Origin of the sequence: Rhodobacter capsulatus SB 1003 (genome assembly GCF_000021865.1) — a bacterium.
GTDB lineage: Bacteria > Pseudomonadota > Alphaproteobacteria > Rhodobacterales > Rhodobacteraceae > Rhodobacter > Rhodobacter capsulatus_B.
The window spans coordinates 2,433,926-2,446,588 of sequence record NC_014034.1; the positions used below are offsets into that span (position 1 = coordinate 2,433,926).

14 protein-coding genes are annotated in these 12,663 nt (G+C 67.3%); 9 read left to right on the forward strand and 5 right to left on the reverse strand.

Translation table 11 applies throughout. The features are described 5' to 3' along the window. The first annotated feature begins 28 nt into the window (after positions 1–28). From RCAP_RS19930 to RCAP_RS11195, 7 genes are read left to right on the forward strand one after another with little or no spacing between them, the layout of a single operon-like run. Complete coding sequence (locus tag RCAP_RS19930; protein ID WP_013067967.1) at positions 29–697, forward strand: acetyltransferase; 669 nt, start codon at positions 29–31, stop codon at positions 695–697. A gap of 18 nt (positions 698–715) precedes the next feature. Continuing rightward, the gene (locus RCAP_RS11170; RefSeq protein ID WP_013067968.1) at positions 716–1,366 is read left to right on the forward strand and encodes a WbqC family protein; all 651 of its coding nucleotides are present in this window, start codon (positions 716–718) and stop codon (positions 1,364–1,366) included. A 53-nt stretch (positions 1,367–1,419) separates the two neighbouring features. Further along, positions 1,420–2,337, forward strand: coding sequence for a class I SAM-dependent methyltransferase (locus tag RCAP_RS18555; RefSeq protein WP_013067969.1), 918 nt, complete (start codon positions 1,420–1,422; stop codon positions 2,335–2,337). Next, positions 2,334–2,993: a sulfotransferase family protein gene (locus tag RCAP_RS11180; RefSeq protein WP_013067970.1), complete on the forward strand. Its 660-nt coding sequence runs from the start codon at positions 2,334–2,336 to the stop codon at positions 2,991–2,993. Before RCAP_RS18555 ends, RCAP_RS11180 begins: the two co-directional genes overlap by 4 nt. 4 nt (positions 2,994–2,997) lie before the next feature. Continuing rightward, entirely contained in the window at positions 2,998–3,978 is a 981-nt protein-coding gene (locus RCAP_RS11185; protein WP_013067971.1) for a hypothetical protein, read from the forward strand. After that, positions 3,975–4,883 (forward strand): glycosyltransferase family 2 protein, encoded by a 909-nt coding sequence (locus RCAP_RS11190; RefSeq protein WP_013067972.1) that lies wholly within the window; start codon positions 3,975–3,977, stop codon positions 4,881–4,883. The genes RCAP_RS11185 and RCAP_RS11190 overlap by 4 nt, the downstream gene beginning before the upstream one ends. A gap of 11 nt (positions 4,884–4,894) precedes the next feature. Then, a complete protein-coding gene (locus tag RCAP_RS11195; protein WP_013067973.1) occupies positions 4,895–5,839 on the forward strand; it encodes a glycoside hydrolase family protein in 945 nt (314 codons plus the stop codon). Positions 5,840–5,860: 21 nt separating this feature from the next. On the opposite strand, the gene RCAP_RS11200 is transcribed toward RCAP_RS11195, so the two are convergent. The 5 genes from RCAP_RS11200 to RCAP_RS11220 are packed head-to-tail and all read right to left on the reverse strand — an operon-like array spanning position 5,861 to position 10,624. Continuing rightward, the gene (locus RCAP_RS11200; RefSeq protein WP_013067974.1) at positions 5,861–6,625 is read right to left on the reverse strand and encodes an SDR family NAD(P)-dependent oxidoreductase; all 765 of its coding nucleotides are present in this window, start codon (positions 6,623–6,625) and stop codon (positions 5,861–5,863) included. A gap of 10 nt (positions 6,626–6,635) precedes the next feature. Next, positions 6,636–7,442, reverse strand: a complete 807-nt coding sequence (locus RCAP_RS11205; protein WP_013067975.1) for an ABC transporter permease — start codon at positions 7,440–7,442, stop codon at positions 6,636–6,638. A gap of 7 nt (positions 7,443–7,449) precedes the next feature. Beyond that, complete coding sequence (locus RCAP_RS11210; protein WP_013067976.1) at positions 7,450–8,307, reverse strand: ABC transporter permease; 858 nt, start codon at positions 8,305–8,307, stop codon at positions 7,450–7,452. A 10-nt stretch (positions 8,308–8,317) separates the two neighbouring features. After that, positions 8,318–9,472, reverse strand: a complete 1,155-nt coding sequence (locus RCAP_RS11215) for an ABC transporter substrate-binding protein (RefSeq protein ID WP_013067977.1) — start codon at positions 9,470–9,472, stop codon at positions 8,318–8,320. 24 nt (positions 9,473–9,496) lie between these two features. Continuing rightward, positions 9,497–10,624 (reverse strand): ABC transporter ATP-binding protein, encoded by a 1,128-nt coding sequence (locus RCAP_RS11220; RefSeq protein WP_013067978.1) that lies wholly within the window; start codon positions 10,622–10,624, stop codon positions 9,497–9,499. Between the two features lie 122 nt (positions 10,625–10,746). Between RCAP_RS11220 and RCAP_RS11225 the strand changes: the two genes are divergently transcribed. Next, complete coding sequence (locus tag RCAP_RS11225; protein WP_013067979.1) at positions 10,747–11,538, forward strand: helix-turn-helix transcriptional regulator; 792 nt, start codon at positions 10,747–10,749, stop codon at positions 11,536–11,538. Positions 11,539–11,672: 134 nt separating this feature from the next. After that, positions 11,673–12,638: an agmatinase gene (locus RCAP_RS11230; RefSeq protein WP_013067980.1), complete on the forward strand. Its 966-nt coding sequence runs from the start codon at positions 11,673–11,675 to the stop codon at positions 12,636–12,638. Positions 12,639–12,663 lie beyond the last annotated feature (25 nt).

The window sequence follows — 12,663 nt, forward strand, 5'->3', positions numbered from 1 at the left end:
TCGGGGTCAGCATGAGGGGAGCTCTAGATTGGACATCATTCTGTTCGGTGTCGGCCAGATCGCCGAGGTCATGGCACATTACGTTCAGCAAGATCCGCATCTCAATCTGGTGGGCTTCACCGTTGACCGCGCCTATCTGCCGCCCTCGGGAGAGTTCAAGGGCCTGCCCGTCGCCGCATGGGACGAAGCCGACACCCTTTTCCCCCCCGGGAAGATTCGCATCCTCGGGCCTGTCAGCTATCGTGGCAACAACACGTTTCGCCGGGACCGTCATTTCGAGGCGAAAGAACGGGGCTACAGCTTCGCCAGCTACATCCACCCCTCCTCGCATGTGAGCGGCGCCGAGATCGGCGAGAATTCGGTGATCCTCGAGGACTGCACCGTGCAGCCCTATGCGAAGCTTGGCACAGGATCGATCCTGTGGAGCAAGGTCCATATCGGCCATCATGCGCAGATCGGGGATTTCTGTTTCTTTGCCTCTTTTTGCGGCATCGCGGGCAATGCGCGGGTGGGCGATTGCACCTTTTTCGGCGGCCAGACCGGATTGGCCGACAATCTCAGCGTCGGATCGGGCTGCATCATCGGCGCGGGCACGCCGGTGACCGAGAACATCCCCGATGGCGCGCTGGCGATCTCGCGCGGGGTGCGCGTCCTGCCCAACGGGGCGCGGCGGTTCGCGCGAAGGCTGCTGGGCTAGCGGCCGGGGCGATCGGGCATGACGACCGTCGCGGTGATGCAGCCCTATTTCTTTCCCTATGGCGGCTATTACCGGCTGCTGGCGGCGGCGGATGTCTTTGTCATCCTTGACTGCGTGCAGTTTCCCCGCCGCGGCCGGGTGCATCGCTCTTCCCTGCCCGGCGCGGGCCGCTGGATCACCCTGCCGCTCGAGCCCGCCCCGCGCGACAGCCTGATCAGCGCGATGCGCCTTGCCCCCGATGCCGCCGGACGGCTCTGGCCGCAATGCCGCAAGCTGCCCGGGCCGATGCCCGCCGACACCCCCCTGCGCCGCGCGGTGCTGGATCTGCTGCAGACCCCCGAGGGTGCGCTGGTGCCCTATCTCGAACGCTCGCTGCGGATCGTGGCCGAGGCGCTCGGTTTCGATGGCCGGATCTGCCGCGGCAGCGACCTTGAGCTGCCCGCGGGGCTGACTGCGCAAGAGCGCATCCTCGAGATCGTGCGCAGGCAGGGCGGAACCCGCTACATCAACGCGCCGGGCGGCACCGCGCTTTACGATCGCGCGGTGTTTTCGCGCGCGGGCATTGATCTGAATTTCCTGCCCCCCTATACAGGAAAACATACATGTTTTCTGCCCGCCCTGTTCGAACGGACCGTGGCGGAGTTGCGTGCAGACATCTTGGAAGGCTGACCCTTCCGATCCGTGTGCCCCCCCCCCGAAAATCCCCGAGCGGAGAAGCGTCCATGGCCCCAAGCGACCCCGGTGACACCGTGATGCCGCCCGCCTTCGTCGATCCGCTCGGCCATGCGCCGCTGCTGCCCGGCGCCGACGGCCTTTCGCTGATCGCGCCCGGCAGCGGCACCGTCTGGCCGGTCAGCGCGGGGATCGCCGATCTGGTGCATCCGCGGCCGCAGCCGACTGACCCGGCGCCGCCGCAATTCGACCGGCCCCTGCCCGCGGTCGAGGAAGCCTTTCTGCGCTGGACCTTCCGCGCCTTCGGCGGCGACGAGGACACGCTGCGCCGCAAGGTCATCGACAAGCTCGATCTGGCGCCGGATGCGGTGGTGCTTGACAATGCCTGTGGCGGCGGGGCGAACACGCGCCTGCTGCAGGAACGGCTGCCGCGCGGGGTCTTGTGCAGCACCGACATTTCGCTGGAACTGCTGGCGCATGGCGCGGGCCGGTTTGCCACGGACACCGGCTGCCGCACGATCTGGTGCGGGGCGAATGCGCTTTATCTGCCCTTTCCGGATCAAAGCTTCGATGCGGTGCTGAGCACCGGCGGCTTCAACCAGTTCGGCGATCCGGTGCGGGCGATCGCCGAGATGACCCGCGTGACCCGCCCCGGCGGCCGCATCGTCATCGCCGACGAGGGCTATGCGCCCTGGCTGCAACAGACGCTGACCGGGCAGATGGTGCTGAACGACAATCCGCTGATGGCCTGCGCGCCGCCGCTGCAGGCGCTGCCCGCCGTGGCGCAGGAGGTCCGGCTCGAATGGCATCTGGGCAACGCCTATTACTGTCTCGACTTCCGGGTCGGGGCGGCGCCGCCCGCGGTCGATCTTGACCTGCCGCACGAGGGGCTGCGCGGCGGCACGATCCGCAGCCGCTTCGAGGCGATGCGGCAACGGCACGAAACGGAAACCGGGGCCGACCGATGAGCGACGAGACCACCGGCCGCGGCAAGGTGTTCTGCATCGGCTTTCCGAAGACCGGCACCACCTCGCTGGAAACCGCGCTGCACCGGCTGGGCTACAAGGTCTGCCGCGGCGCTTCGAGCAACAATCACAGCAACTTCCTGATGGCGCTGCAGGTGCTGGGCGACACCGACGAGATCGCCCGGGTGATCCGCCATTTCGACGCTTTCGCCGACATGCCCTTTGGCGGCACCGATCTTTATCTGTGGCTCTCGCGCCGCTATCCCGAGGCGCGGTTCGTACATACCCTGCGCGCGCCCGAGGCCTGGTATCAGTCGCTGCTGAACCAGCTGGCGAAGGTGGGGGCCAGCTCTGACGCCCCGCTCGAGGCGCTGCATGCGGCGGGGGGATATGGCGCGGCGATGATCGTGCGCCGGGTCTGGGGCATCACCGACCCGCTGAGCCAGAAAGACCGCCTGCTGCGCCACTATCACGATCTGAACGCCGCCATCCTGGCGCATTTCGAGGGCTGCGCGAATTTTCACGCCTTCAACCTGACCGAGGAACGGGACTGGACCTCGCTGTGCCGGTTTCTGGACAAGCCGGTGCCGGATCTGCCGTTCCCGCATGACAACCCCGGCCAGGGCAAGGCTGCGCGCGCCGTGCCGCAGAGCGGATGACGCGATGACCCCGAACGACACGGCCCGCACGCGGCCCCCCGGCCCCCCCGCCTGGTTCATCGTGACCAGCCACGGCTGGAGCGCAAGCCACTGGCTCGCCCACAACCTGACCCGGCATCCGCAGATCGCCTGCCTGCATTCCAGCGCCGCCCTGCCTGCCGATCAGCCCGAGCCCTATGACATCGCGGAGCTGATGGCGCGGCAGGATTATGCCCGCCTCTTCGCGCTGATCGCGCAGTTCCGCGCGGGCTATGGCACGCGCGCGACCACCCCGCCCGCCGATCTTTACCGCCCGCTGGAGGCGCGGACCGACGCGCGGCTGATCGGTTCCGTCCACAGTTTCCGGCTGCGCGACCTGCCGGCGCTGGCCCCCGATCTGACCCCGCCGGACCGCGGGCTGCGGATCGTCAACCTGATCCGGCACCCGGTCAATCTGGTCAATTCGGGGGCGGGCCAGTTCGAGCTGACCTTCCGGCTTGATCTGAACGAATTGCAATGGATCACCCGGCGCATCGTCGAGACCGGGCTGGACAGCTTCGAGCGGATCGCGGCGCGGCACCGGATCTGCCCGGGCGATCCCGAGGTTCTGGCCTTTTTCGGCGCCTGCGTCACGCTCCGGGGCCTTGCCGCGGATTTTGCCGCCCGCGACCGGCTGCGGGAGCTGGGGCTGAGCGGCTATGCGGGATCGGTCCGGCAAGAGGATGTCACCCGCGATCCGGCGGTCTTTCGCGATCTGCTGACGCGGCTCGGCCCCGGCGCCGTCGATTGCCCGCAGGCCTATCTGGATCAGGTCTTCGCCGACCCCCGCCGCAATGTGCACAATGCCCGGCCCCGTCCGACCGACCCGGCCGCGCTGTTCGCCGACTGGGCCCCCTGGCAGCAGGAGGCCTTTGCCTTCTGCCTTGATGCCTTCGGGCTGCGCGCGCCCTATCAGGCCGAGGGCTATGCGCTCGAGATGGTGCCGCCGGGAAAGGATCTCGCATGACGCTTGTCGCCAATATCCAGGTCGGCAACGAAGTCGAGCTGATCGAACAGCACATCGCCTATCATCTGGCGCTGGGCGTGGACGGGTTCGTGATCGCGGACATGGCCTCGGTCGATGGCACCTCCGAGATCCTGGACCGCTACCGCGGCGACCGCCGCTTCGTCCTGCGCAAGTTCGAGACCGAGGCGCTGATCAATGCCGAGGGCGTGCATACGGCCGCGGTCGGGCGCTGGATGCTGCAGGCCACCCGCGACCACTTTGCCCCGGACTGGGTGATCCGGATGGATGCCGACGAGTTTCTCTATCCGGCGGGCGATCTTGGCGCCTGCCTTGCGGCGCTCGGCCCCGGGGCCGCCTTTCAGATCGCGCGGCGCAACGTGATCTTCGCCGAGGGGCAGCCGATCCCGGCGATCCCGCAGACGCAAGATGCCCTTGCCGCCTTCGAGATCGTGGCGCAGCCGGTCAGGACCTCCCGGCGGGACTATGCCGGCGACGACAGCCTGCCGCTGATCCTGACCGAGGTCGGCCCGAAGGTGATCGCCCGCGCCGATCAGGTTGCGGCCTATGCGACGGGCGGGCATGGCACGCTGGACCGCGCGGGCGAACGGATCGAGGCGCCCGCGGCCAGGGGGCTGCTGCTGGTGCATTTCTGGTTCACCACGCCGGGCCGCTTTCTGCGCAAGGCGCGGTTCACCGCCGAGACCGAGGCGCTTTTGCGCCACCATCCGCAGGCGCCGAAGGGCTGGCAATGGTCGCGCTGGGCGGGGCTGGCGCAGCCCGGCGACGCCGAAAGCGCGGCGGCGGTCATGCGCGAATATCAGCGCCAGTTTCCCGACGCCGCCCGTCTTGACGCGCTGCGCGGCGCCGGGGTCGTCTGCGCTGTCGCATCGCATGGTGCCCTATGATGGCGCGGCGGATGTCTTCGCTCTGGCGGCGTCAGGGCCGCATTCTTGCCCCGGCGGATCTTGACGGGATCCGGCTTGTGCAATGCCCGACCGGCTGGCAGCTGCCGAACGGGCTTTTGCGCATCGCCGCCGCCTGCCGCAACGCTTCGAATGTCTCGATCCTGCAGGTGATGGATTGCGACCCGGCGCAGGGCATGAAGATCGTGCGGCCGCCGCGGATCGAGCCCGTCGCGCTGGAGGCGATCGCGCGGGGCGGTCTGGCGGGCATCGGCCCCTGCGACGCGCTTTGGGACGGCGCGGAGCTGCTGCTCGCGACCTCCTCGATCACGCTGCGCGGGCGCCTTTACGATGCCGGGATCGAGGTGATGACCAGCCGCGATGGCGGCACCACCTTCACGCCGCCGCGCGGGCTGCTCGGCCCGGCCGAGAACGGCGGCTTTCCGGTCTCGATGCCCTGCCTGCGGCGGCTGGCCGGGGGCGACTGGCGGATGTGGTTCACCGCCTTCACCGAATGGCGCCCCGAGGTGCAGCCGACCCCGGACGCGCGCTATTGCATCCGCTCGGCGCGCTCGGCGGACGGGATCACCTGGACGGTGGACCCGGCCCCGGCGATCGCGCGCGGTCCGGGCGAGGCGGGGCTGGCGCGGCCGACCGTTCTGGAAGGGCCCGAGGGGCTGGAGATGTGGTTCAGCGCCCGCGGCCCCTATGCGCCGGAGGATCCGAGCCTGCGGCGGTACCGGCTCTGCCATGCCCGATCTGACGACGGCACGCAGTGGCAGCGCGCCGACGACCGGCACGGCTTTTGCAACCCGCCCGCGCCCGACGACTGGGACGGGCAGATGCAATGCTACCCCACCGTGCTGCGGCTGGCGGATGGACGGCAGGTGATGCTTTATTGCGGCAACGGCTACGGCGCGGCGGGCTTCGGCTGGGCAAGCCGCGAAACGCAGGACTGAGGGCGGGCGGCTGCCCGCGCCTCACAGGATCTCGCCGCCGTCGATCACCAGCGCCAGCCCGGTCACGAAGGAAGAGCGGTCGGAGGCAAGATAGACGATGCCCTCGGCAACCTCGGCCGTGCTGGCCCAGCGCCCCATCGGGATCGTTTCGGCCACATAGGCTTCAAGCGCCGCGCGCCCGCCCATCTGGGTTTCGAACCCGGCATTGAAAGGCGTGTCGACAAAGCCCGGGCAAAGCGCGTTGAAGCGGATGTTTTCGCGCGCATAATCGGCCGCCATCTGGCGCACCATCGCCACCGCGGCATGTTTCGTCGTGGCATAGGAAATCATGCCGCGATCATATTGGCAGCCGGAATTCGAGGCGGTGACGATCACCGATCCGCCGCCTTGCGCCCGCATCGGCGCCACCACCGCCTGCGCCAGCACGAAATGCGCCCGCACGTTCAGCGCCCAGGCCAGATCCATCTGCGCCGCGCTGACCTCTTCGAGCTTGCCGGGGATCTGGATCCCGGCGTGGGAATGCAGCACGTCCAGCCGCCCGTGCCGCGCCAGCACCCCCGCCACCACCGCCGCGATCGCCGCATCGTCGCGCACATCGAGCGCGGCACTTTCCGCCTGACCGCCCGCCGCACGGATTTCCCCGGCGGTGGCGGCGGCCAGACCCGCGTCGAGATCGGTGACGACCAGCCGCGCCCCCTCGTCCGCCATCGCAATGGCGCCCGCGCGGCCAATTCCCGACCCTGCGGCGGTCACCAGCGCGACCCGCCCGTCCAAGCATCCGGTCATTTCCTGTCTCCTATTGAGGGTTGGGCTTCTCGCCGCGGCGCAGGGTGATCTGCGCGATCACCAGCATCAGCAGCGACACCGCCATCACCATCGTGCCGATGGCATTGATTTCGGGCGTCACCCCGCGCCGGATCGACGAGAAGATGTAGATCGGCAGCGTCGTTTCCGACCCCGCGACGAAAAAGGCGATGATGAAATCATCGAAACTGAAGGTGAAGCTGAGCAGGAACCCCGCCAGGATCGCCGGGGCCAGAAGCGGCAGCGTCACCTGCCGGAAGGTGGCCAGGGGCCCTGCCCCCAGATCGGCAGAGGCCTCCAGCAGCGCGCGGTCCATCCCCTCGATCCGCGCCCGGACCAGGATGATGACCAGCGACATGGTGAAAAGCCCATGCGCCGCGATCAGCGAGCCCGCCCCCATCGACAGCCGCCAGCCCGTCGCGCCCTCAAGCCAGGGGTTGACCGCATCAAAGACGGTGACAAGGGCGATCAGCGTGGCAATGCCGATCACGATGCCCGGGATCATCACCGCGATATAGATCAGCGCATCGAAGAGCGTGCGCAAACGTCCCTTCATCCCGCTCAGCGCCAGCGCGGCCAGCGTGCCGACGATGCTGGCCAGCACCGCCGAGGAGAGCGCGATCAGCGCCGAGGTCTGCAGCGCATCGAGCACGAAAGGGTTCGACAGCGCCCGGCCATACCACTGGGTCGAAAATCCCTGCATCTGGCTGGCATTGCGACCGGCGGAAAAGCTGAACAGCGCGATGATGCCGATCGGCAGATACAGGAAGGCATAGACGACGAAAGCGTAAAGTCTCATGGCGCCCTCACATCAGACCGACATCGTCGCGCGCCGCGCCGATGCGTTTGAGAAACCGCATGTAAAGCGTCACCGTGACCAGCATGATTGCCACCAGCGTCACGGCAAGCGCCGAGCCGAAGGCCCAGTTGCGCGATTGCAGGAAGAGATCGACAAGCGCATTGCCGACGAAGAAGACCTTGCCGCCGCCCAGCATCTGCGGGATCAGATATTCCCCCATCAAGAGGATGAAGACGAGCATCGATCCGGTCGCCACCCCGGGCAGCGACAAAGGCAGGGTGATCTGCACAAAGCTGCGCCAGGGCGGCGCCCCCAGATCCCCGGCCGCCTCCAGCAGCCGCCGGTCAAGCTTTTCCAGGCTGACATAGATCGGAAACACCATCAGCGGCAGATAGCCATAGACGATGCCCACGAGAACCGCGAAAGGCGTGTTGATCAGCCGCAGATCGCCCAGCCCCAGATCGGACAGAAGCTGCGGAATGCCGCGCCCGCCCAGAAGAAAGATCCACGCATAGCTGCGGATCAGGATCGAGGTCCAGAACGGCACGATCACCAGCACCAGAAGCGTCGTGCGCCAGCGCGCCGTGACCCGCAGGGCCAGGAAATAGGCCAGCGGATAGGCGATCAGAAGCGCCGCCAGCGTTCCCGCAGGCGCCAAAAGCAGCGTGTTTTGCAACGCCGTCCAGCGCGCGCCAAGATTGGCATATTGCGCCAGGGTGAAGGCCGGGGCGTAGCCGCCCGCAGCCCCCCTTTCGCCAAAGGAATAGACCAGAACGACGATCAGCGGCAGCACCAGCAGCACCGCATACCAAAGCCCCGCCGGGGCCAGCAGGATCGCGCGCGCCATTCGTTGCGAGATCGCCATCTTGCCCCCCTCAGGCCGATTTGAACCGCGCCATCAGCTCGGCACGGTTCGGGTCGGTCAAGGTCGCCGCGGCGCCGAATTCGAGCGCGTTCAGCAGCTCGGCCGCCGGATGCAGGATCGGATCGTTCAGCAGCTCGGCGGGGAGCTGCGCATTGACCCGGGCATCGGCCACCGGGAAACCATGCGCCAGCGCCTCGCGCGCATTGACCTGCGGATCGATCAGGAAATTCAAAAGCGCATAGGCGGCGTCGCGATGGGGCGCATTCTTCGGGATCGCATAGTAATCCGACCAGATCTCGCCGCCCTCCTTGCCCAGCGCGAACTGGATTTCGGGCAGGTCGCGGTTAAGCTGCTTGCCCTCGCCGGTCCAGCACATCGTCAGCCAGGCATCGCCATTGCGCATCGGCGGCTGATAATCCGAGGTGATCGCGAAGAGATGCGGTTTCACCTCGATCAGCAGCTTCTCGGCCTCGGCCAATTCGGCCGGATCGACCGAGTTGAAGGAATAGCCGAAATATTTCAACGCACTGCCGATCGTCGTCAGTTGATAGTCATGCACGATCGTGCGGCCCGAAAAATCAGTTCGGGTGACATCGAAGAACTCTTTCCAGCTGGTGAAGGGCGCCTTTGCCTTGCCCGAATCCCAGGCCATGCCGGTCGTGCCCCAGTTCTTCGGCACGGCATAAAGCTTGCCGCCGACGGTCCCCGCCTCGGCAAAGCGCGCCTCGAAGGCGGCGGCGTCGTAATTGGGCAGTTTCGACAGATCGAGCGGTTCGATCAGATCGGCCTCGACATAGGTGGTGATGGTGTAATTCGTCGGCACGAACAGATCCCAGCCCGAGCCGCCCGCCTGCAGCTTGGCCAGCATCTCCTCGTTCGAGCCGAAGACATTGACCTGCACCGCGGCGCCGGTCTGATCGCGGAAGAGGTCGAAATTCGCCGCGTCGTGATAATTCGGCCAGGTGGCCAGGATGACGCGGTCGCCGATGTCGCCCGCCAGCGCGGGGCCCGGGCGCAGCATCGGCAGCGTGCCGCCCAGAACCGCCATCGCCGTGCCCAGCCCGGTCACGCCCAGAAAGTGGCGCCGGGTCACCGATCCCTTGCGGTAGCGGTGCAATTCTTCCATGAACTTCTGCCGGGTGATCGGCGTGTCATCGGTTTTCATCTGTCGGATCCCTTGTTGGAGAGGTCAGTCCTGGCCCAGGATCAGGCCCGCGCCCGCATCCCAGAGAACGTGGAGCATCACGCCCACGTCTGCGCCCGGCAGTGCTCTTTCGGCCTGTCTGGGCAGCATGACCTGCAACGCCCCGAGAACCGGATGCGCCAGCAGATATTCGATATGTTCGCCATAAAAGGTCATGTGGGTGACCCTCGCCGCGATCGCGGGCACGCCCGGTTCGGGCGCCAGCGCCAGCCGCAGCGCCTCGGGGCGGATCGCCACCTCGACCGCGGCGCCCGCGGGGGCGACAAAGGGCGCGGTGACCTCGACGCGCAGCCCGTCCGCCAGCTCGACCTCGGCCCGTCCCCCGGTCGTCGCGCGGACACGGGCGGGCAGGATATTGGCGCGGCCGACGAAATCGGCAACGTAACGGTTGGCGGGCGTGTCATAAAGCTCGCGCGGGGTGCCGATCTGCATGATCCGGCCCTTGCCCATGATGCAGATCCGGTCCGACATCGAGAGCGCCTCCTGCTGGTCATGGGTGACCAGAATGAAGGTGATGCCAAGGCTGCGCTGCAGGCTGAGCAGTTCCATCTGCATCTCGGCGCGCAGCTTGGCATCCAGCGCCGCCATCGGCTCGTCCAGCAGCAGGATCTTCGGCTCGTTGACAATGGCCCGGGCCAGCGCCACGCGCTGCTGCTGCCCGCCCGACATCTGCCAGATCCGCCGCGGCCCGAAATCGCCCAGCCGCACCGTGTCCAGCGCCTTCGCCACCCGCCCCGCAATCTCGGCCCTGGGCAGTTTCGGGCGGCGCTGGCGCAGCCCGTAGGCGACATTTTCGGCCACCGTCATGTGCGGAAACAGCGCGTAATGCTGAAACACCATGTTGACCGGGCGGCGATAGGCGGGCTCGGAGGCCAGTTCCCGCCCGTCGATCAGGATCGTGCCCTCGGTCGGGGTCTCGAAGCCCGCCAGCATCCGCAGCGCCGTCGTCTTGCCGCAGCCCGAGGGGCCGAGGAAGGAGAGAAATTCCCCCTTCCGGATCCGGAGGTTCAAGCTGTCAGCTGCCAGAACCGCGCCGAAGCGCTTGCTCGTATTGACGAATTCCGCAATGGATTCGCTGGCGCCGACGGTGTGGTGCCCCGTCGCTTCTGTCATGTGATCGTCTTTCCCTGTCGGTCAACCCTTTGGCGGGCTATCCCTTGATTTGCAGAAAATCCTAAGCAACACTGCAGGCGTTGTATATATCACAAAAAGCATACCGGCAGAGGGAAGACGAAATGGAGCGGGAATGGATCGCCTGCAGCGCCCGCGTGGTCGAGGTGCTGGACAGCGCCGAATTCGCACCCGCGCTGGTGGCGGCGCTGCGCAGCGTGACCCCGTTCGAACACAGCGTCACCTTTGCCTATTACCGGGATTTCCGCCCCATCGCGCTGCATGACGATTTCCCGGACTGGAAGCGGCAGGTGATGGTGGCGGATTATCAGGCCGGGCCCTATCTGCTCGATCCGTTCTATCTGCAGTCGATGGCGCCGCTGGTGCCGCGGCTGGTGCGGCTGCGCGATCTGGCGCCCGACCGCTTCTATCAAGGCGAATATTTCCGCAATTACTATGTCCGGACCGAGCTGGCCGAGGAGATCGGCTTCATGCTGGATGCGGGCGGCGGGGTCAGCGTGGTGATTTCGGCGATGCGCGAAAGCCGGGCCTTTTCCGCGAGGGAATTCAAGGCCTTGCAAGAGGTCTTTCCGTTCGTTGCGGCGGCCGCGCGGCGCAACTGGGAGGGGCTTGCAAGCCGCTTCACCGCCGGGGCCGCCCCCTCGCCCGGGCCGCAGCTGGCCGAGCTGATCGAGCGCGCCTTTCGCAATGTCGGGCGCAACCTGCTGACCCCGCGCGAGCGCGAGATCGTCGAATTCGCGCTCAAGGGCTATTCCGCCGAGGCGACAAGCCAGGCGCTTGCGATCTCGCCGGGGACGGTGCGGATCCACAAGCGCAACATCTACAGCAAGCTGCGCATCAGCTCTCAGGGCGAGCTGTTTTCGCATTTCATCGCGGCGCTGGCAGAGCTGGACTGACGGCCAAGCGCGGCCGCAGCTGCCCCGGGGACCCCGCGCAGCCGGTTTTTGCCAAAACACCGGCGGTCTTCAGAAGGATATTTCACCGCCGGGCGCATAGGCTGTCGCCACCCCGCTCAGGACAGGAGACCCCTTTGACGGACAGCTTTTTCAGCCCGGTTTCGGGCCTTGATCTGCCGCGCTTTGCCGGCGTGCCCAGCTTCATGCGCCTGCCGCATGTGCCCCTTGATCACCCCCGTTTAGCCGAGGTGCAGATCGGTCTGATCGGCGCGCCCTGGGATGGCGGCACGACGAACCGCCCCGGGCCGCGGCACGGGCCGCGCCAGCTGCGCGATGCCTCGACGATGATCCGGGCGGTGAACGGCGCAACCCGGGTGGCGCCCTTCGATCTGGCCCGCTGCGCCGATCTGGGCGATGTGGCGCCCAATCCGGGCGATCTGATGGACAGCCTTGCGCGGATCGAGGCGTTTTATGATCGCGTCGTCGCGGCGGGCATCCGGCCGCTGACGGCGGGGGGGGACCATCTGTGCACGCTGCCGATCCTGCGCGCGCTGGCAAAGGCGCGTCCGGTCGGGCTGATCCAGTTCGACAGCCACAGCGACCTGAACGACGTCTATTTCGGCACCGCCCGCTACACCCATGGCACCCCCTTCCGCCGCGCGGTGGAAGAGGGGCTGATCGATCCGAGCCGCTATTGCCTGATCGGCCTGCGCGGCACCGCTTTCGGCCACGAGGATCTGGATTTCGCCGCCGCGACCGGCATCCGCATCATTCCGGTGGCCGAGCTGCATGCCCGCGGCGCGGCCGAGGTGATGGCCGAAGCGCGGGCGATCGCGGGCAGCGGGCCGACCTATGTCACCTATGACATCGATTTCGTCGATCCGGCTTTCGCGCCCGGCACCGGCACGCCCGAAGTGGGCGGCCCGACCTCCTGGACGGCGCTGGAGGTGGCGCGGGGGCTGCGCGGGCTCGACATTATCGGCGCCGATCTGGTCGAGGTCTCGCCGCCCTTCGATCCGGCGGGCAACACCGCCTGGCTGGGCGTCAACCTGATGTTCGAAATGCTCTGCGTCCTTGCCGAGCGGATCGCCAGCGCCTGACCGGGCGGATCACCGACAGGCGAGG

Bases quoted from the DNA above. Each gene is read 5' to 3' on its own strand.
- RCAP_RS11170 (WP_013067968.1), top strand. From the start codon at position 716: ATGACGACCGTCGCGGTGATGCAGCCCTATTTCTTTCCCTATGGCGGC.
- RCAP_RS18555 (WP_013067969.1), top strand. From the start codon at position 1,420: ATGGCCCCAAGCGACCCCGGTGACACCGTGATGCCGCCCGCCTTCGTC.
- RCAP_RS11180 (WP_013067970.1), top strand. From the start codon at position 2,334: ATGAGCGACGAGACCACCGGCCGCGGCAAGGTGTTCTGCATCGGCTTT.
- RCAP_RS11185 (WP_013067971.1), top strand. From the start codon at position 2,998: ATGACCCCGAACGACACGGCCCGCACGCGGCCCCCCGGCCCCCCCGCC.
- RCAP_RS11190 (WP_013067972.1), top strand. From the start codon at position 3,975: ATGACGCTTGTCGCCAATATCCAGGTCGGCAACGAAGTCGAGCTGATC.
- RCAP_RS11195 (WP_013067973.1), top strand. From the start codon at position 4,895: ATGTCTTCGCTCTGGCGGCGTCAGGGCCGCATTCTTGCCCCGGCGGAT.
- RCAP_RS11200 (WP_013067974.1), bottom strand. From the start codon at position 6,625: ATGACCGGATGCTTGGACGGGCGGGTCGCGCTGGTGACCGCCGCAGGG.
- RCAP_RS11205 (WP_013067975.1), bottom strand. From the start codon at position 7,442: ATGAGACTTTACGCTTTCGTCGTCTATGCCTTCCTGTATCTGCCGATC.
- RCAP_RS11210 (WP_013067976.1), bottom strand. From the start codon at position 8,307: ATGGCGATCTCGCAACGAATGGCGCGCGCGATCCTGCTGGCCCCGGCG.
- RCAP_RS11215 (WP_013067977.1), bottom strand. From the start codon at position 9,472: ATGAAAACCGATGACACGCCGATCACCCGGCAGAAGTTCATGGAAGAA.
- RCAP_RS11220 (WP_013067978.1), bottom strand. From the start codon at position 10,624: ATGACAGAAGCGACGGGGCACCACACCGTCGGCGCCAGCGAATCCATT.
- RCAP_RS11225 (WP_013067979.1), top strand. From the start codon at position 10,747: ATGGAGCGGGAATGGATCGCCTGCAGCGCCCGCGTGGTCGAGGTGCTG.